This window comes from Buchnera aphidicola (Chaetosiphella stipae setosa), from assembly GCF_964059095.1.
In the GTDB taxonomy this organism is placed as follows: domain Bacteria; phylum Pseudomonadota; class Gammaproteobacteria; order Enterobacterales; family Enterobacteriaceae; genus Buchnera_J; species Buchnera_J aphidicola_BP.
In genome coordinates, this window is sequence record NZ_OZ060394.1 from 430,781 (window position 1) to 450,203 (window position 19,423).

A 19,423-nucleotide genomic window follows, 5' to 3' on the forward strand; every position below is an offset into this window, starting at 1 on the left:
GGAAAATTATGAAAAAATGGAAAAAAAAATTTATTAAATTTATGTTAAAAAAAAAAATATTAACTTTTGGGAATTATATATTAAAATCTAATAGAAAAAGTCCTTATTTTTTTAATATGTCTTTATTTTCTAGTGGAAAAGATTTATATACTCTAGGAAAGTTTTATGCTCGAGCATTAATAAATTTAAATTTAAATTTTGATATACTCTTTGGAGTCGCTTATAAAGGTATACCAATTTTAATATCTACAGTCATAGCTTTAAAAAAAAAATATAACATAAATGTTCGATATGCTTTTAATAGAAAAGAAATCAAAAAATATGGAGAAAAAGGACAAATAGTTGGTAATAAAATATATGGAAAAATTATAATTATTGACGACATTATTACTGCAGGAACAGCAATAGAAAACACAATAAAAATATTACAAAAAAACAAAAAAATTCAAATATCAAATATATTACTTGCATTAGATAGAAAAGAATTTGGAAAGAAAAAATCTTTTGCTAAAAACGAAATTGAAAAAAAATATTCATGTAAAATTTCTTCAATAATTAATATTAACGATATTATTACATACTTAAAAAAAAAAAAAATTATGAAAAAAGAATTAAAAATTTTAACAAAACACAAAAAAAAATATATTACTTAACTCCAGTATGACCAAAACCCTTCTTACCTCGAGTACTTTTATGAAAAAAATTTTTGACAATATTAAATTTTACTTGAGCTATTTTTAAAAAAACTATTTGAGCTATACGCATTCCTGGATTAAGAAAATATTCTTGATCGCTTCTATTCCATAAAGATATCATAATCTCTCCTTGATAATCAGAATCAATTAAACCTAAAGAATTTCCTAAAATAATTCCATGATTATGACCTAATCCAGAACGAGGCACAATAATCGCAGCTAATGATTTATTTTTTATATGTATAGAAATTCCTGTAGGAATTAAAAAAGTACGATTACCAAAAATTTTTTTTTTTTTTGAAATAGCTGCTCTTAAATCTAAACCAGCAGAACCAGAAGTAGAATATTTTGGAACCAACGATTCATCTTTTAAGAAAGAAGAATTTACAATTTTTATATCAATTTTTTTCATAATTTTTTATCTGTAAAACACTCATTTTTTTGTTTATTTATAAAAAAGTAAATATAAATAAATTATTAAAAAAATATTAATAAAATTATTTTATTTTTCTTGTGAAACAATAGAAATTTTTATTGCAATAGACATCTCTTTATGAGGTTGAAAAAATACTATATGTTCTCCTAAAGAACGCAAAACACCATTTTTTAATTTTATTTCAGATTTTTTTATTTTAATTCCTAATTCCTGAAATTTCCTAGAAATATCACGCGCATTAATTGATCCAAACAATTTTCCTTTTTTTCCAGATTTAGCAGAAATAATAATATTCTTAATTTTCTTTATTTCTTTTATACGATCTTTAATTAATAACAATTCTTGAGATTTTTTTTCCTCTAAAAACTTTTTACGCTCTTGAAAATATTTTATATTTTCTGAAATAGCAGGCAAAGCAATATTTTTAGGAAATAAAAAATTTCGTGCAAAACCTGCTCGAACCTTTACAACATCACCTAATACACCTAAATTTTTAAAATCCTTCAATAATATTATATTCATAAATTCCCGTATAAAAATTATAAAATTTTAATAAAATTACTAAAAAAATTACTTATGATTATCAGTATATGGAATTAACGATAAAAATCTTGCTCTCTTAATAGCTTTTGATAATTTTCTTTGATATCGTGCTTTAGTTCCCGTGATCCTACTAGGAATAATTTTTCCACTCTCAGTAATATAACTCTTCAACATTAAAAGATCCTTATAATCAACTTCTGTAATACCTTCAGCAGTAAATTTACAAAATTTTCTACGACGAAAATAACGAACCATATTTATTTATCCTATAATCAAAAAAATAAAAAATTAATTTTATATAAATAATCTAATTCAATTAAAAATTTTTAATTCAATGTTTACTATAAATTTATTTTTTTTATTACTAAATCCTCTTGTTTATTTTTAATATTATTTTTCTCTTTTAACATTGGAGAAATTTTAGAAATCGCTTTTTTTACACTAAAAATAATATTTCTAATAATAAAATCATCAAATTTAAAAGCATTTTCAATTTTACAAATATTTTTTTGAGAAATCTCTACATTCATTAAAATATAATGAGCCTTATCCAACTTTTTAATAGGATATGACAACTGTCTTCTACCCCAATCTTCAAAACGATGTATTTTTCCAGAAAGATCTAATATTAATTTTTTATATTTCAAAATAACTTCATTTGCTCTTTCACTTTTATTTGGATGAATCATAAAAACAATTTCATAATGACGCATTAAAAAACACTCCTTTATACTGATAAACTTGAAAAAAAATTTTCCTAAAATAATATCTATGCAAAATAAAAACGACTTATATAGAAAAACTATAAAAATATATATTATTAAAAAATCAAATTAAAATTAAATCAAGAATTTTCCTTTTTAATTTAATTGATTTAATTTTTACTTGAACATAATCCCCTAAAAAAAATTTTTTTTTAAACTTTCTTCCGTTTAAAGACATTGTTCTTTTATCATAATAATAATAATCATCTTTTAATGTAGAAACATGAACTAATCCATTAATAAATAAATTTTTTATTTTCACAAAAAAACCAAATTCTGTAATATGCACAATTAATCCATAAAAATTTTTTCCTATTTTAGTCTTAGCAAAATTAAGTTTTAGCATATCAATAAAAAATTTATAAGCTTTATCAGATTTTTGTTCAGATTGTGAACAAATTTTAGCAATTTTTCTCATATTTTCTAAATTATATGGAAACTTTTTTTTAGAATCAATATTATTTTTATTATTTTTCTTATTTTTAAGAAAATATTTTATTCCTCTATGCACCATTAAATCTGAATAACGACGTATTGGAGAAGTAAAATGTGTATAAAATTTTTCAGATAATCCGAAATGACCAAAATTTTTTTCACTATAAAAAGCCTTCTTTGTAGACTTTAATAATTCTAATTCTATTATTTCTTTATATGGCTTATTCTTTAATTTTTGAAATAAATTTAAATAATCTATTAACGCTGGATTTTTACCTCCAGTTAACTGTAAATTAAATTTTTTTAAAAAAATTCTAAAATTTTTAATTTTTTCTAAAGTTGGATTCTCATGATTTCTGAATAAAGATATTATATTGTTTTTTTTTAAAAATAAAGCAGAAGACTTGTTTGCTAAAATCATGCATAATTCAACAAAAATATGAGCTTGATTTCTATTTTTTAAAATAATATTTTTTATTTCTCCAGAATGATGAAATATAAAACTCGGTTCATTATTATGAAAAAAAATTATTTTTTTTAAATTTTTATTTTTATGTAAAATTATACTTAACATGTTTAAGTCATGTAAATTTTTTTGAAGATTTAAAAATTTTCTACATAAAAATTTATCTTTTCTCCATATTTTAATAACATTTTCATATGTTAAACGAGCATGAGACTTAATTATTGCTTCATAATGTATATATTTTAGTAAATTACCTTTATTAGATAAAGTCATTTCGCAAATTACACATAATCTATCTTTATGAGGTAATAAAGAAAATAAATCAGTAGACAATTCTTTAGGAAACATTGGAAGAACATTTAAAGGAAAATATATAGAATTTCCTCGAAATAAAGCTTCTTTATCTAAATCTGAATCCTTTTTTATAAAAAAACTAACATCTGAAATGGCTACTAACAATTTCCATAAAGACGTATTAGGAACTTTATAACAATAGATTGCATCATCAAAATCATATGCATCTTTTTCATCAATAGTAACAAATGGAAGATTCCTTAAATCTTTTCTAAATTTTTTTTCTATTATAATACTGTCTTCTTTAATAAAATTAATTGAATGTAAAATTTTTTTTGTCCAAATAGATCGAATATTATATTTCTGTATCACTTTTTTTAAAATAGAAACAGATTTTTTTTTTTTTTTAAATATTTTTATATGAATCATCCTAATTATTTAAAAGAATTTAATTTTTATTTGATATAAAATTTTTTAAATCATGATTGATAAAAATTATCTGATCACGTTCCGGTCCTGTAGAAATTAAATCTATTGAAATATTTGTAAATTTTTTAATAAAATCAATATACTTTTTAGCATTTTTTGGAAGTTTTTTAAAATCTTTTAACCCTTGAGTGCAATCTTTCCATCCTCGAAAAATCTTATATACAGGAATAACATTCTCCCAATCTTTTTTACTAGAAGGATAATAAGAAAATTCTTTTTGAGTTAATTTATTTAAATATTTTACACAAATTTTAATTTCTTCTAAATTATCTAATACATCTAATTTTGTTAAACATAAACCAGATAAAGAATTTATATTAATCATTCTTTTCAATAACACTAAGTCTAACCAACCTGTTCTTCTTTTACGACCAGTCGTAGATCCAAATTCCTTCCCAATAGTAGAAAAATAATTATCGATATCATCATATACTTCAGTAGGAAAAGGTCCATTTCCCACTCTCGTTGAATATACTTTTGTCACACCAAGAATATAATCAATTTTTTTAATTCCTATTCCTGTTCCTGTAAATACTCCGCCAATAGTACTATTAGAAGAACTTACATATGGATAAGTTCCATGATCAATATCTAAAAGAGATCCTTGTGCTCCTTCAAAAATTATTTTTTCTTGGTTTTGTATTTTATAATTTAATAAATCGCTTACATCATGAATCATATGTTTGACTTGATTAAATTGAAAAATTGATTTATCTAAAATCTTTTTGTAAGAAACTTTTTCTTTATGACCAAAATGAAATAATTGAAAATTATAATAATCTACATTTTTTTTTAATAATTTTTTAAAATAAGAGATATCATATAAATCACTAATACGAATTGCACGTCTAGCTATTTTATCCTCATATACAGGACCAATTCCTTTATTCGTTGTTCCTATAGACTGCTTTATATTCTTTCCTTCACGAACTTTATCTAAAGAAATATGATAATCGAAAATTAAAGACAAAGAATGTGACAAAATTAAACGATTTTTAATAAATATTTTTTTATTTTTTAAAAGTTTAATTTCGCTTAGCAAATCTTTTAAAGAAACTACAACATTATTTCCAAGTACCGCAATCACATTTTTGTATAAAACACAAGAAGGTATTAAGTGTAAAATAGTTTTTTCACCATCGACTAATAATGTATGACCTGCGTTATTTCCTCCTTGATATCTTACAACTAAATTCGATTTTTTTGATAATAAATCAACAATTTTTCCTTTTCCTTCATCACCCCATTGTATACCTAAGATAACAATATTTTTAATCAAAATTTATTTATTCCTTATATTTATACAAAATTTAAAAATATTTTTTAAAAAAAAATCTAAAAAAATTAGAAAATATTAATTAAATTTTTTTTAGATATTTATATAATCAATTTATTTTTTATTAAATTTTAATTATATTTTTAATCTGTTTAATAATAAATTGAACAGATACATTTATTCTTTCACTATCTAACCAAAAACAATTTTTATAATTTTTTAACCAAGTAATTTGTTTTTTTGCTAATTTTTTTGTTGAAATTAAAATTTTCCTGAACATCTCATTATATGTTGTTTTTCCTAAAATATAATTATACATATCAATATAACCTAAACATTTCATTCCAGGAACATCTATTGCTATTTCATTTTTTAAAAAAACATTTTCAACTTCCTCTTGAAATCCAGAAGATAACATACGTATTAATCTTAATTCTATTTTTTTATGCAAAATATATTTATCTCGAGGAAAAACAATGAACTTAATTACATTATATGGAAATTTATGGTTATCAAAATTAATTAAATCACTCATTTTTTTCCCTGAAATAAAATAAACTTCTAAAGCGCGCAAAATTCTCTGAATATCATTAGGATGAATTTTAGCTGCTATGAAAGGATCTATTTGTACTAACTTTTCATATAAAAAATTTTTTTTTAAAAAAAATTTTTTTAAAATAAATTTTCTAATGAAATCATTTCTTGGAGGAAGTTCAGATAAACCATGCAATAAAACATGGAAATAAAACATTGTTCCGCCTACTAATAAAGGAATTTTGCCACTAGAAAATATTTTTTTTATTTCATATAATGCATCTTTTCTAAAAGACTCAACACAATAATGTTCAGTAATACTTTTGATATTTATTAAACGATGAGGAGCAATAGTTAAATCATCTGAACTTGGTTTAGCTGTTCCTACATTTAATTCTTTATAAATCAAACAAGAGTCTACGCTAATTAAACTAATAGGTAAAACTTGATGTAATCTTATCGCTATTTCAGTTTTATTTGAAGCAGTCGGTCCAATTAAAAAAATAATATTTTTTTTTTTTCATAAAATTTATATTTAATTAAAAAATAACTTTATTATAATACATAAATTATTAAAAAAAAAATTAAAATTTTTTATAAAAATTTATTAATGAATTAGTCGAAGAATCATACTTAGTACATAAATCTTTACTTTTTAATATAGATAAAACATCTTTTGCAATACTTTTTCCAAGTTCTACTCCCCACTGATCAAAACTATAAATATTCAGTATAACTCCTTGAGTAAAAATTTTATGTTCAAACAAAGCTATTAAAGCACCTAAAGTATAAGGAGTAATCTTTCGCAATAGAAAAGAATTTGTTGGCTGATTTCCAGGACATACTTGATAAATAAAAAAATCTTTTTTATTTTTAAATCTTTTTTTAAAAAAACTTTTATTTTTGTTTTCATGTAAAAAATCCTGCAAAGATTTTCCAAATGCTAAAGATCTAGTTTGTGCAAAAAAATGAGATAACAATTTTAAATGATGATTATTAATTTTATTATGAGTTTTCATAGGAATAATAAAATCTGATGGAATTAATTTTGTTCCTTGATGTAATAATTGATAAAAAGAATGTTGTCCATTTGTTCCAGGTTCTCCCCAAATAATCGAACCTGTTTGCCAAGAAACAATTTTTCTATTCCTATCTACTCTCTTCCCATTAGATTCCATACATGTTTGTTGTAAAAATTTAGCGAACTTATTCATGTATTGATCATATACAAAAACACCTTCCGTTTCCGTATGAAAAAAATTACTATACCATAGTCCTATTAAACCTAATAAAACAGGAATATTCTTATTTAATGGAGTATGTAAGAAATGATTATCCATATCATGTGCTCCTTTTAACAATAAAGAAAAATTTTTATAACCAATAGATAACGCAATAGACAATCCTACTGATGACCATAAAGAATAACGACCTCCCACCCAATCCCAAAAAGGGAAAAAATTTTCTTTAATAATTCCAAATTTTATTACTGCTTTTTCATTCATAGATAAAGCAAAAAAATGTTTAGACATATCAGATAATGATACTTTGGGTTGTTTTAAAAAAAAATTTTTTACAGTTAAAGCATTTGTCATGGTTTCTTGAGTAGTAAAAGTTTTCGAGGAAATTAAAAAAATTGTTGATTCAATATTAACTTTTTTTAAAACTTCTATTACATGAGTGCCATCTAAGTTAGAGATAAAATGAAAATTTAAATGATTTTTATATGGAGTTAAAGATTCTATAACCATTTCAGGTCCTAAATTTGATCCTCCAATTCCAATATTCACAACATCTGTAATATATTTTCCAGTATATCCTCTCCATTCTTGTGAAATAACTTTAGAAGAAAAATCTTTAATTTTTTCAAGAACTTCATTGATACTTATAGAAATATTTACATTATTTAAAAATATTTTTTTTTTTTTAAAATCTCTTAAAGCAGTATGTAAAACAGGTTTATTTTCTGTAACATTAATGTAATCTCCATTAAACATAGATTTAATGGCTTGTTCTAAATGAAATTCTTGAGCCAAATTTAGAAGATATTTTATTGTTTTCTCAGTAATTCTATTTTTAGAATAATCTATTAAAATTAAATTTTTAAAATTTAATGAAAATTTTTTAAAACGATTAATATCCTTTTGAAATAAATCTTTTATATGTATATTTCTTATCTTTAAAAAATGTTTATTTAATTTTTTCCAAGATAAAGTTGAAGTCGGATTTAAATTTTTCATAATTTTCTCTTGATTCTTAATATAAAAATATTATATCAAACAAAATATATTCATAAAAAATTCTAATATAAAATATTTAATTTTCATAAAAACTCTATAAATTTTAATTAGTTATATCTTTAAAAAAAGTAAATTTTATATCAAAAAATTTTTATATTATAATATACTTAATTATAATTAAATTATAAAATAAATGTCTAAAAAAAATAAAAAAAATTTAATTTGGATCGATCTAGAAATGACAGGATTATGTTATAAAAAAAATAAAATATTAGAAATCGCTGTAATAGTTACAGACTATAACTTAAATATACTAGACGAAAGCATTGTCATTCCAATACATCAACCATCCAAAGAAATAAAAAAAATGAATGATTGGAATAAAAAAACACATTCTAAAACAGGTTTAATAAATAGAGTAAAAAAAAGTAAATATAACGAAAAAACAGCAGAAAAAAAAATAATTTTATTTTTACAAAACATCACTGTTATAAAAAAATCACCTTTATGCGGAAATACTGTTTGGAAAGATAGAGAATTTTTAAAAAGATACATGCCAAAACTTGAATCATATTTACATTATAGAAATCTTGATATTAGTACAATACAAGAACTATATGAAAGATGGAATAATAATAAACAAAAAAAATTTTATAAAAAAAATCAACATTCTGCATTAGAAGATATTCAAGAATCTATTAATGAATTAATATTTTATAAAAAAAATTTCTTTAAAATTTAATAAATTTTCAATAAAAATATTTCTATTGCTATAAAGAAAACTTGAAAATATATTCTATGTAATATAATATTATTATGAAATTTATATATAAATTTTAATTTTTCAATTTTTTTTTATTTTTTTTTTTTGAAATGCGGGAATAGCTCAGTTGGTAGAGCATAACCTTGCCAAGGTTAAGGTCGCGAGTTCGAAACTCGCTTCTCGCTTATTTAAACGAAAGTAAAAAAACCTTATTTTTCAATATATCTTTTAATGCAATAAATAGATTAAATTTAAAAAAATTAATATATTTTAATTAAAAATTATTTCACAAAAAATAATTCTAATTTTTAGAATTAATTAAAAATTATGAAATATAAAAAAAAAATAATTAAACTATTAATTTTTATAGAAAAAAATCATATAAACTAAATGTAAATACATTATCAAAAAAAAATTTTTCTTCTTTAAAATAAACATATTTATTTTCAAAATTTTAAGAGTTTTAGAAAACTTTCTTAAAAAAAATTAAAAAATTCTTTTTTAATTAATTAAAATATAAAATTTATAATACATATTATAAAAATATTAATTTTTTAAAATTAAATTAATCTTTTAATTACACTTAATATAAATATTTTCAATATATTTAAAAATTTATTTTTAGATTATTCTTCTAATTTATAATTAGAAAATATAATTTAAAATGATAAAAAATATTGTTTGTTTTTTATTAAATATAAAAAAAAAATTTTTAATATTTTAAAAAAAAATAAAAAATAAAAAATGAAACATAAAAAATGCAAAATTAAAGTTATTCAAAAAAAAATTAATTATTACAAAAATCCATTAAAAATATTTAATCATTTTTGTAGAAAAAAAAAAAATACATTATTATTAGAATCTGCTAATATTAGTAATAAAAAAAATCTAAAAAGTATTATAATAATTGATAGTGCAATAAGAATTTCATTAGATAAAAATATTATCTCATTAACTCCACTCACAAATAATGGACTTTATTTCGTTCAATTTATAGAATCCATTAATTTAAAAAATTTTAAAAAAATAAAAAAAAAAAATACTTTAAAAATAATTTTTAAAAAAAATATCAATCAAAATATTGATGAAAAAAAAAAATTAAAACAAAATTCAGTATTAGATTGTTTTAGAATTCTAATTAAAAATATCTCTCATATAAAAAAATACCCTAAATCTGTATTTTTTGGTGGATTATTCTCTTACGATTTAATTTCGTATTTTGAAGATCTTCCAAAAATAAAAAAAGCACAAAAATGTCCTGATTTTTGTTTTTACTTATCTGAAACAATGATTTTTATGAATCATAAAAAAAAAAAATCTATAATACAATCAACACTTTTTACAGATTGCAAAAAAGAAAAAAAAAAAATTAATAAAAGAGTTAAACATATTATAAAAAAAATTAATAAAAAAAAATTTAAAAAAATTAATTATCAAGAAACAAAGCAAAAAATTTCTCAAAATCAAAACGATTCAAAATTTTCAGAAATAATTTCTCAGTTAAAAAAATTTATTAAACAAGGAGAAATATTTCAAATTGTACCTTCTAGAAAATTCTTTATAAAATGTTTATCTCCCCTATATTCTTATAAAATATTAAAAAAAAATAATCCTAGCCCATATATGTTTTTTATGCAAGATAAAAAATTTACTTTATTTGGAGCATCACCCGAAAGTTTTTTAAAATATAATCCAAAAAAAAGAAAAATAGAAATTCATCCTATTGCTGGAACGAGAAAAAGAGGAAAAGATAAACATGGAAACATTGATTATGATTTAGATAGTAGAATTGAATTAGAAATGAGAACAAATCAAAAAGAAATGTCAGAACATATAATGTTAGTAGATTTAGCAAGAAATGACTTATCAAAAATTTGTCAAACAGGAACAAGATATGTAAAAAAAATAACTAAAGTAGATAAATATTCACATGTCATGCATTTAGTATCTGTTGTAAGTGGCATTCTTAAAAAAAAACTAGATATATTTCATGCATATAGAGCATGTATGAATATGGGTACACTTACAGGTGCTCCAAAAATAAAAGCAATGGAAATAATTTCAAAAATAGAGAAAGAAACAAGAGGAAGTTATGGAGGCTCAATAGGATATTTTACAGGTACACAAAAATTAAACACCTGTATTGTAATAAGATCAGCGTATATAGAAAAAAATATCGCAACAATACAGGCAGGAGCAGGAATAGTTATAGAATCTATACCCAAAGAAGAATGTAAAGAAACATGGAATAAAGCATACGCTGTTATCAAATCAATTTATACTAAAAAAAAGTAGGTATAAAAAATGTCTGAAATTTTACTTTTAGATAATTTCGACTCTTTCGTGTATAATTTAGTTGATCAATTAGAAAATAGTTTACATAAAGTAGTCATATACAGAAATAATGTTTCAATAAAAAAAATTATTCATAAAATATCTTATATGAAAAATCCAATATTAATGCTTTCTCCAGGACCTGGTATACCAAACAACGCAGGATGTATGATGGAAATTATTTCTTTTTTCAATGGAAAAATTCCTATCATTGGTATTTGTTTAGGTTATCAAGCAATTGTCCAATTCTATGGAGGTAAAATTTCTCCTATTAAAAAAATTATTCACGGAAAATCTTCCCCAATTCAACATGACGGAAAATATATGTTTAAAAATATTCAAAATCCAGTTCATATTGCAAGATACCATTCTTTAATATGTAAAAATATACCTAAAATATTAACTATAAATTCAAAATTTAAGAATATTGTTATGTCAATTAGAAACAATCATCACCGTATATGTGGATTTCAATTCCATCCTGAATCCATTCTGACAACCGAAGGAAAAAAAATAATGGATAATACAATAAAATGGTTAAGTAATAAAATTATTCAATGAAACTATTAAATAAAATTTAAAAAAAACTGCTTGCTCTTTAAAATAACTCAAATATTATTAAAACTTATATTTTTCTATAATTTATATAACATCCTTATAAAAATAATATTTTCTATTCTAGAAAATATAAAAAAATGCAATTAAATAAATCTTATTTATAAGAAAAATTGAATCGCTTATTAAATAATTCTACTCTTCCCCCAGTATCAACGATTCTTTGTTTTCCTGTATAAAAAGGGTGACATTTAGAACAAACTTCTAGATGAATATCTTTTCCTAAAGTATTAAAAAAAGTAATAGAATTCCCGCAAGCACAAACAGCGGAATTACAAAAATATTTTGGATGAATATTTTTTTTCATACAATCCTCATTTATTTATAAATATATAAAATTAATATAATATATTAAGAAAAAAAAATAAATATTTTTTTAATTAATATATTAAAAAATAAAAAATTTCTAAAAATAATATGAAAATTTTTTCATAACAATAAAAAAAATATAAATATGACAACTATATTAAGTATTCGTACAAAAGAAAAAGTAGTAATCGGTGGTGACGGACAAGCAACATTAGGACATACGATTATGAAAAGTAATGTTAAAAAAGTTAGATATCTTTATCATAATCAAGTAATCGCAGGATTTGCTGGAAGTACAGCTGATGCATTTACTTTATTTGAATTATTTGAAAAAAAACTTTCAATGTATCAAGGACAATTAAAAAGAGCTGCAATTGAACTCGCAAAAGATTGGAGAAATGATAAAATTTTAAGAAAATTAGAAGCATTATTAGCTGTTGTGAATAAAAAATATTCCTTAATTATTACAGGAAACGGAGATGTCATTCAACCAGAAAAAAATATTATTTCAATAGGATCTGGTGGATGCTATGCTCAATCAGCAGCAATTGCTTTACTTAGCAATACTAATCTTGACGCTTGTCAAATAGTTCAAAAATCATTAAAAATTGCAGCAAATATTTGTATATATACAAATCATCACTTTACAATAAAAGAATTATCATTAAAAAATAATAAGGAATAATTTATGTCTGATATGACACCTCAAAAGATTGTCAAAGAACTAAATAAATTTATTATTGGGCAAACAAATGCAAAAAAAGCAGTCGCGATTGCTTTAAGGAATAGATGGAGAAGAATGCAATTAAATGACGAATTAAAAAATGAAGTTACTCCAAAAAATATTCTTATGATTGGTCCAACAGGAGTTGGAAAAACTGAAATTGCAAAAAGATTAGCAAAATTATCTAATGCACCATTTATCAAAGTAGAAGCAACAAAATTTACAGAAGTAGGATATGTTGGCAAAGAAGTTGATTCAATTATTCGAGAACTAACAGATATTTCAATAAAAATGATTAAAAATCAAACAATCAAAAAAAACAAAAAAAAAGTAAAAAAATTAGCAGAAGAAAGAATATTAGATGTATTAGTTCCTGGAGCGCAAGAACATCTCAAGAAAAAAGAAGAATCACAAGAAAAACGTCCATTAAACACAATAAAAATATTTAAAAAAAAATTAAAAGAAGGAAAATTAGATAATAAAGAAATAGAAATTAATGTTTTAGGATCTCCTATGGGAATAGAAATTATGGCCCCTCCAGGAATGGAAGAATTGACGAATCAATTACAATCATTATTTCAAAATTTAAGTGGATCAAAGAAAAAAATTAGAAAATTAAAAATAAAAGATGCGATGAAACTTTTAATGGAAGAAGAAGCTGCAAAATTAGTTAATCCAGAAGAATTAAAAAAAGACGCGATAAACGCAGTTGAACAAAATGGAATAGTATTCATTGATGAAATTGACAAAATTTGCAAAAGAAATCATTCGTCTGGACCTGACGTTTCAAGAGAAGGAGTTCAAAGAGATTTATTGCCTTTAGTAGAAGGATGTACTGTTTCTACAAAACATGGAACAGTTAAAACAGATCATATTTTATTTATTACATCAGGAGCTTTCCAAATATCTTCACCATCGGATTTAATACCAGAATTACAAGGAAGATTACCTATTCGTGTCGAATTACATGCATTAACAGTAAAAGATTTTGAAAAAATTTTGACAGAACCAAAAGCATCAATCACAATGCAATATAAAGCTTTGATGAATACTGAAAACGTTAAGATACACTTTACAAAGAAAGGAATTAGAAAAATTGCTGAAACATCATGGAAAGTTAACGAAAGTATGGAAAATATTGGAGCAAGAAGATTATATACTGTTTTAGAACAATTAATGGAAGACATTTCTTTTAATGCTAGTAAAAATGATGGAAAAAAAATTACTATTGATGAACAGTATGTAGAAAAATATTTGAAAAAAATACATTCAAAAGAAAATTTAAATAAATTTATTTTATAAGTTTAAAATTGTTTACTCTTAATTTTACATAAATTCTAACTTAAAAAATAATATTTCTAATTTTTATTTTTATTCAAATAAATATATACATGTTAAATATTAATATATAAAAAAATTATATATTAATATTTTAAAAAATGAAATACCATATAAAAATAAAAAATTTTATTTAATATTTAACAATCTTTTTATACAAAATATAAAAAATCAAAAGTTCTATGTTAAGGATTTATATGACAAAATGGATACCAGCAAAAATAAAAGAAATAAAATATTGGAAAAAAAATTTATTAAATTTAGTTTTAAAAGCATCAATTAATAAATTTATTGCAGGACAATTTTCAAAAATATTATTAAAAAATTCAAAAAAAAAAATTAAAATACAAAGAGCTTACTCATTCGTTAATCCTCCTAGTACCAACAGAATAGAATTCTATATCACATTAATTAAAAAAGGAAAAATGAGTGAAGAACTTAAAATTTTAAATAAAAATACAAAAATATTTATTACAAAAAATTCTTTTGGATTTTTTACTTTAAATGAAATTCCATCATATCAAAATTTGTGGATGTGCTCTACAGGAACTGCTATTGGCCCATATTTTTCTATACTACAAGAAAAAAAAGATACAGAAAGATTTTCTAAAATAATCTTAATACATTCTGTTAGATATTTTTCTGATTTAAAATACTTAAATGTCATTAAAAAATTAAAAAAAATTTATCAGAAAAAATTAATTGTTTTAATAACTATTAGTCGAGAGAAAAAACATGGATTCTTTTCTGAAAGAATACCTAATTTATTACTAAATAAAAAAATTGAAAAATATACTAATCTCGAAATGAATTATAAAAATTCTCATGTTATGTTATGCGGAAATCCAAATATGGTAAAAGATATGTTTCATATATTACAAAAAAAAAAAAAAATGACAAAAAATTTACGTAAAAAACCAGGAAATATTACACGAGAAAATTATTGGTAAACACAATTTTAAAAAATTTTTTATAAAAATATTTTTATTTTATATAAATTTTATATTTCATAAAAAAATTAAAAACAGAGTACAAAAAATAATAAAATGTGTACTCTGATTACTTTTAAAAAAAACACTAAAAATTTCTTTAAAAAATATAAAACTTCTATAATAAAAGATAAAAAAATTAAAATAAATTTCTTATTTAACATAAAAATAATATTTCACATTTGGAATTTTATCTTTAAATAAAATACATTTAGCTTTCATTCCAAAATTTTCATATTTTTTATTAAAATTCTTTTCTAACTGTGAAAAATCAGATAAATATATAATTTTTAAAGAAATTTTTTCATCTTTTAATTTTTTAATGATATAATTAATTTGAAAATTAAAAGGAGAAAAATGTATAACTCCTGGAAAACGTCTAATAATATTTTTCCTAACTATTTCTAAAATTTTCATATTCGCATAACTGGATATTAACTGTCTATCTCTCAAATTAGGAAAAAATTTCTTTAGTGAATCTAGAACAACTTTTGGTGAATTATTACATATCAAAGTTGTATTAAATTGAAAAAACGCTAATGGATTATAAATATCAAAGTTATGATTTAAATCATTAGTATATAATAATTGATAAAAAGAATCTTGTAGGCTAAAAAGTAATTCTGTTTTATCTTGATATAATAAGAATTTATTTATATTTTTCCAAATAAAATTTTTTTCAGAAAATTTATCATTTGAAAGAAGAGGAAGAGTTTGTACAGTCTCTGAAATATCTTTATTAATATTGTAAAAATGTTTTTGATATACTTTTTTTGTTGTATTCTTATTCAAACTACTTATTCTTTGATGTAAAAATTTTTCTTTATATGATTCTAAAAAAAATAAATTTGTTTTTTGAAAAATTTCTTGATGATTATTTAACTTATCTTGATCATTTTTAAATTTTTTTTTTTTATCTAAACAACATTTAAAAGAACTGTGATTTAATTTATGTGTATTTTTTTCCAAAAATAGATTATTGCAATTTTTCTTAAATTTATTCAATTTAATATTTTCTGTAAGCATAGAACTTTGTTTTTTTTTTAAAACATAAAAATAATTTTTATCTGATACATGAAAAAAATCTGTTTTGAGAATATTTAAAAAATTAATCATATAGAATTTCCTACAATTTTTAAAAATCTTTTATTGTTATTATATTTATAAAACTATATTCTAAAAAATTTTTTTAAAAAAATTAAAATAATGTCTCAATATATTTAATATTGACAAAAATTTTTTAAAAATAATGAAAAATCTTATTAAAAAAAAAAATAAAAAAATTTTTAAAAAAATTAAAATTTATTTATTAAAGATAAATCACAAACTAAAAATATGTAAAATAAATATTTTAAATAAAAAAATTGAATTTCTTTCAATAAATTTTATATCAGGAAAAAATAATTTTCGTAGAAAATATAATAGAAAAAAAGAAATACTAATACGAGCAGTAAGAATTAAAAAACAAAAAAAAATAATTATATTAGATGCTACTGCAGGATTAGGAAAAGATTCTTTTATATTAGCATCTTTTGGATATAAAGTTTTTATGATTGAAAAAAATAAAATAATTTATAATCTTTTAAAAAATTGTTTATACAGAACATTTGAAGATTCGAAAATTGGTTCATGGGTTAAAAAAAATATGATTTTATTTCACAAAAATAGTTTAAATTTTTTAAAATCAAAAAAAATTATTCCAGATGTAATATATTTAGATCCTATGTTTTTAAAAAATAGAAGATCTTCTACGAAAAAAGATATTTCTATATTAAAAATCATCCTTCACGGTAAAAAAAATACAAAAAATTTACTCAAAAAATCAATTTTATTTGCTAAAAAAAAAGTCGTTGTAAAAAGATTTTTAAAAGCTCCTCACTTAGAAAAAATAAAACCTACAAATATAATTTATGGAAAAAAATATAGATTTGATATATATCAAAAATTCTAATAAAATAGAATAAAAAATTATATAAAAATTTTTTTTTGTAATATTTTTTAACATTCTTTTAATTTTCTAATAATAATTAAACAAATAATTAATATAAAATTTAATATATAAAAAACTCCTTTCCATCCCCAATGAAACCAAAAAAAACCACTAAAACTTCCAAAAATACTCGATCCTAAATAATAAAAAAAAAAATATAAAGAAGAAATTTCTAGTTTATATTTTTTTGTCATATCACTAACCCAACTGCTTGCTGTAGAATGTGCAATAAAAAAACCTATTGTAAAAAATATTAATCCTATAAGAATCAAAAATAAAAAATTATTATATGTTAATAACACTCCAAATATCATTATAAACAATGAAAATTTTAAAATATTCAATCTGCCATAAAAATTAGATAAAAAACTCGCTTGTGGAGCGCTATATACTCCTATTAAATATATTATTGATAATAAAGATACAAAAACTGGATTCAATAAAAAAGGCTTCATAATTAATCTATATCCAATATAATTGAATAACGCTACAAAACTACCCATAAAAAGAAAACCTATTAAAAATAAAATTAAACAAGATTTAATTTGAAATGGTTTATAAAAATTTTTTATTAAAATTCTATAACTAACATTAACAGTTTGAAAATTTTTTGATTGCGGAAGATACGAAATAAATAACATAGTAAAAAAGAAAGAATATAAACCTGTAATAATAAAAACATAATTCCAAGAAAAAAGTTTAACTATGATATTACTCATTAATCTTCCTATTAATCCTCCAATAGTGTTTCCACTAATATATAATCCAATACATAAAGGTAAAATTTCAGGATCAACTTCTTCACTTAAATATACAATTGCTATCGAAGTTACTCCACTTAAAGAAAACCCAATCAAACCTCGAATAACAATAATTTCTAACCAAGTTCTAGAAAATGCGCATAAAATTGTAAATAAAGATGCAAAAAATAAAGATATAGAAATAACATTTTTTCTTCCAAAATAATTTGAAATTGGCCCTATCATTAACGTTCCAATAGCCATAAAAAATGTTGATATTGATAAAGAAAAACTACTTTGTAAAGGAGTTAAAAAAAAAATTCTAGAAAAAATTGGTAAAATTGGTTGTATAGAATATAAAATTGAAAAAGTAGAAAATCCAGCTAAAAATAAAGAAATTACTGCTTTATAAAAATTTTTTGTATTTTTTTGGATATATTTTTTGATATTTTTTTTTTTTACACACATATCTCAAAACAATTCTCCCAATTTAATACAAAAAAATAATCTTTATATTATTTTTTTCTATAATTATTTTTTATAAGTATAAAAAAAATAGAAAAAAAAATACATATTTCTTATAAAAATTTTAATAATATATAATTCCATCATATATTTTTTTTGCTGGACCAATCATATATAAAACATTTTTTCTTTTATTATATTTTATTATCATATTTCCTCCTAAAAGTTCCACTGTAACCTGATATGATAATTTTTTTTGCTTAATTCCAATTGCAACAGCAGCACATGCACCACTTCCGCAAGATCTTGTTTCTCCAACACCTCTTTCAAAAACTCTTAATAAAATATGATTTTTATTTATTATTTGCATAAAACCAACATTAACTTGATTTGGAAAAAATTTATGATGTTCTAAATAGGAACCAATTTTATTTACATTCACTTTTTTAATATCATTTACAATAATCGTGCAATGAGGATTTCCTAAAGAAACTGCGCCAAAAAAAATTTTTTTTTTTTCAAATTCTAACGCATATATATCTTTTTCAAACAATGATAAACAAGGAATTTTTTTTGGATTAAATTCTGGAGATCCCATATTAACTAAAAAATTGTTTTTATCTTGCATATATATTTTAAGAATTCTATTTTTTGTACCTACTTTAATCATTTTGGAATCAATCAATTTATTATCAAAAATAAATTTTGCAAAACATCGTGCTCCATTTCCACATTGTTCTACTTCAAATCCATCTGCATTAAAAATACGATAATGAAAATCTGTATTTTTAATTTTAGGAGATTCTATTAATAATAACTGATCAAAACCAATTCCAGTATATCTGTTAGAAAAAGATTGAATTATTTCTTTTTTAAAAAAAAATTTTTGTGTTAAAGCACTAACTATCATAAAATCGTTTTCTAAACCATGCATCTTAGAAAAAAATAGTTTTCTCTTATCTTTTTTCATATTATTTTTTTAGA

The 19,423-nt window shown here is 20.9% G+C and carries 20 protein-coding genes and 1 tRNA gene; 9 read left to right on the forward strand and 12 right to left on the reverse strand.

Going from position 1 to position 19,423, the window contains the following annotated elements; translation table 11 throughout:
- The first annotated feature begins 8 nt into the window (after positions 1-8).
- Positions 9-653 carry an orotate phosphoribosyltransferase gene (pyrE, locus tag AB4W52_RS02055; protein WP_367675289.1) on the forward strand — a complete coding sequence of 215 codons (645 nt, stop codon included), beginning with the start codon at positions 9-11 and terminating at the stop codon, positions 651-653.
- Here the strand turns inward: pyrE and dut are convergent.
- The 8 genes from dut to pgi all read right to left on the reverse strand — a co-directional run bounded on the left by dut (position 646) and on the right by pgi (position 8,172).
- The gene (gene dut / locus AB4W52_RS02060) at positions 646-1,110 is read right to left on the reverse strand and encodes a dUTP diphosphatase (RefSeq protein ID WP_367675503.1); all 465 of its coding nucleotides are present in this window, start codon (positions 1,108-1,110) and stop codon (positions 646-648) included. The two genes, pyrE and dut, sit on opposite strands and share 8 nt — an antisense overlap.
- Positions 1,111-1,197: 87 nt before the next feature.
- On the reverse strand, positions 1,198-1,653 hold the full coding sequence (gene rplI / locus AB4W52_RS02065; protein WP_367675290.1) for a 50S ribosomal protein L9: 456 nt from the start codon (positions 1,651-1,653) through the stop codon (positions 1,198-1,200).
- 48 nt (positions 1,654-1,701) lie between these two features.
- On the reverse strand, positions 1,702-1,929 hold the full coding sequence (gene rpsR / locus AB4W52_RS02070; RefSeq protein ID WP_367675291.1) for a 30S ribosomal protein S18: 228 nt from the start codon (positions 1,927-1,929) through the stop codon (positions 1,702-1,704).
- Positions 1,930-2,015: 86 nt separating this feature from the next.
- A complete protein-coding gene (gene rpsF / locus AB4W52_RS02075; protein WP_367675292.1) occupies positions 2,016-2,387 on the reverse strand; it encodes a 30S ribosomal protein S6 in 372 nt (123 codons plus the stop codon).
- Positions 2,388-2,502: 115 nt separating this feature from the next.
- Positions 2,503-4,062, reverse strand: coding sequence for a ribonuclease R family protein (locus AB4W52_RS02080; protein WP_367675293.1), 1,560 nt, complete (start codon positions 4,060-4,062; stop codon positions 2,503-2,505).
- A 19-nt stretch (positions 4,063-4,081) separates the two neighbouring features.
- Positions 4,082-5,401, reverse strand: a complete 1,320-nt coding sequence (locus AB4W52_RS02085; protein WP_367675294.1) for an adenylosuccinate synthase — start codon at positions 5,399-5,401, stop codon at positions 4,082-4,084.
- 121 nt (positions 5,402-5,522) lie between these two features.
- Positions 5,523-6,440, reverse strand: a complete 918-nt coding sequence (miaA, locus tag AB4W52_RS02090) for a tRNA (adenosine(37)-N6)-dimethylallyltransferase MiaA (RefSeq protein WP_367675504.1) — start codon at positions 6,438-6,440, stop codon at positions 5,523-5,525.
- A gap of 76 nt (positions 6,441-6,516) precedes the next feature.
- The gene (pgi, locus tag AB4W52_RS02095) at positions 6,517-8,172 is read right to left on the reverse strand and encodes a glucose-6-phosphate isomerase (protein ID WP_367675295.1); all 1,656 of its coding nucleotides are present in this window, start codon (positions 8,170-8,172) and stop codon (positions 6,517-6,519) included.
- Between the two features lie 193 nt (positions 8,173-8,365).
- Between pgi and orn the strand changes: the two genes are divergently transcribed.
- The 4 genes from orn to AB4W52_RS02115 all read left to right on the forward strand — a co-directional run bounded on the left by orn (position 8,366) and on the right by AB4W52_RS02115 (position 11,830).
- Positions 8,366-8,914, forward strand: a complete 549-nt coding sequence (gene orn / locus AB4W52_RS02100; protein WP_367675296.1) for an oligoribonuclease — start codon at positions 8,366-8,368, stop codon at positions 8,912-8,914.
- A gap of 133 nt (positions 8,915-9,047) precedes the next feature.
- Positions 9,048-9,120: transfer RNA gene (locus AB4W52_RS02105), tRNA-Gly, on the forward strand.
- 559 nt (positions 9,121-9,679) lie between these two features.
- Positions 9,680-11,230: an anthranilate synthase component 1 gene (locus AB4W52_RS02110; RefSeq protein ID WP_367675297.1), complete on the forward strand. Its 1,551-nt coding sequence runs from the start codon at positions 9,680-9,682 to the stop codon at positions 11,228-11,230.
- 9 nt (positions 11,231-11,239) lie between these two features.
- Entirely contained in the window at positions 11,240-11,830 is a 591-nt protein-coding gene (locus AB4W52_RS02115) for an aminodeoxychorismate/anthranilate synthase component II (RefSeq protein WP_367675298.1), read from the forward strand.
- A gap of 151 nt (positions 11,831-11,981) precedes the next feature.
- On the opposite strand, the gene rpmE is transcribed toward AB4W52_RS02115, so the two are convergent.
- Positions 11,982-12,191, reverse strand: a complete 210-nt coding sequence (gene rpmE / locus AB4W52_RS02120) for a 50S ribosomal protein L31 (protein WP_367675299.1) — start codon at positions 12,189-12,191, stop codon at positions 11,982-11,984.
- 141 nt (positions 12,192-12,332) lie between these two features.
- Between rpmE and hslV the strand changes: the two genes are divergently transcribed.
- From hslV to AB4W52_RS02135, 3 genes are all read left to right on the forward strand, one after another.
- Complete coding sequence (hslV, locus tag AB4W52_RS02125) at positions 12,333-12,878, forward strand: ATP-dependent protease subunit HslV (RefSeq protein WP_367675505.1); 546 nt, start codon at positions 12,333-12,335, stop codon at positions 12,876-12,878.
- Between the two features lie 3 nt (positions 12,879-12,881).
- Positions 12,882-14,219: an HslU--HslV peptidase ATPase subunit gene (gene hslU / locus AB4W52_RS02130; protein ID WP_367675300.1), complete on the forward strand. Its 1,338-nt coding sequence runs from the start codon at positions 12,882-12,884 to the stop codon at positions 14,217-14,219.
- A gap of 233 nt (positions 14,220-14,452) precedes the next feature.
- The gene (locus AB4W52_RS02135) at positions 14,453-15,205 is read left to right on the forward strand and encodes an FAD-binding oxidoreductase (protein ID WP_367675301.1); all 753 of its coding nucleotides are present in this window, start codon (positions 14,453-14,455) and stop codon (positions 15,203-15,205) included.
- A gap of 192 nt (positions 15,206-15,397) precedes the next feature.
- On the opposite strand, the gene AB4W52_RS02140 is transcribed toward AB4W52_RS02135, so the two are convergent.
- The gene (locus AB4W52_RS02140; protein ID WP_367675302.1) at positions 15,398-16,360 is read right to left on the reverse strand and encodes a hypothetical protein; all 963 of its coding nucleotides are present in this window, start codon (positions 16,358-16,360) and stop codon (positions 15,398-15,400) included.
- A gap of 133 nt (positions 16,361-16,493) precedes the next feature.
- Here AB4W52_RS02140 and AB4W52_RS02145 point away from each other — a divergent pair, with 133 nt between their 5' ends.
- Positions 16,494-17,195 carry a class I SAM-dependent methyltransferase gene (locus tag AB4W52_RS02145; RefSeq protein ID WP_367675303.1) on the forward strand — a complete coding sequence of 234 codons (702 nt, stop codon included), beginning with the start codon at positions 16,494-16,496 and terminating at the stop codon, positions 17,193-17,195.
- Positions 17,196-17,242: 47 nt separating this feature from the next.
- Here the strand turns inward: AB4W52_RS02145 and AB4W52_RS02150 are convergent, their stop codons facing one another.
- Together AB4W52_RS02150 and dapF are read right to left on the reverse strand one after the other, a co-directional pair.
- Positions 17,243-18,442, reverse strand: a complete 1,200-nt coding sequence (locus AB4W52_RS02150; RefSeq protein ID WP_367675304.1) for an MFS transporter — start codon at positions 18,440-18,442, stop codon at positions 17,243-17,245.
- 121 nt (positions 18,443-18,563) lie between these two features.
- Complete coding sequence (gene dapF / locus AB4W52_RS02155) at positions 18,564-19,409, reverse strand: diaminopimelate epimerase (RefSeq protein WP_367675305.1); 846 nt, start codon at positions 19,407-19,409, stop codon at positions 18,564-18,566.
- Between the last annotated feature and the right edge of the window lie 14 nt (positions 19,410-19,423).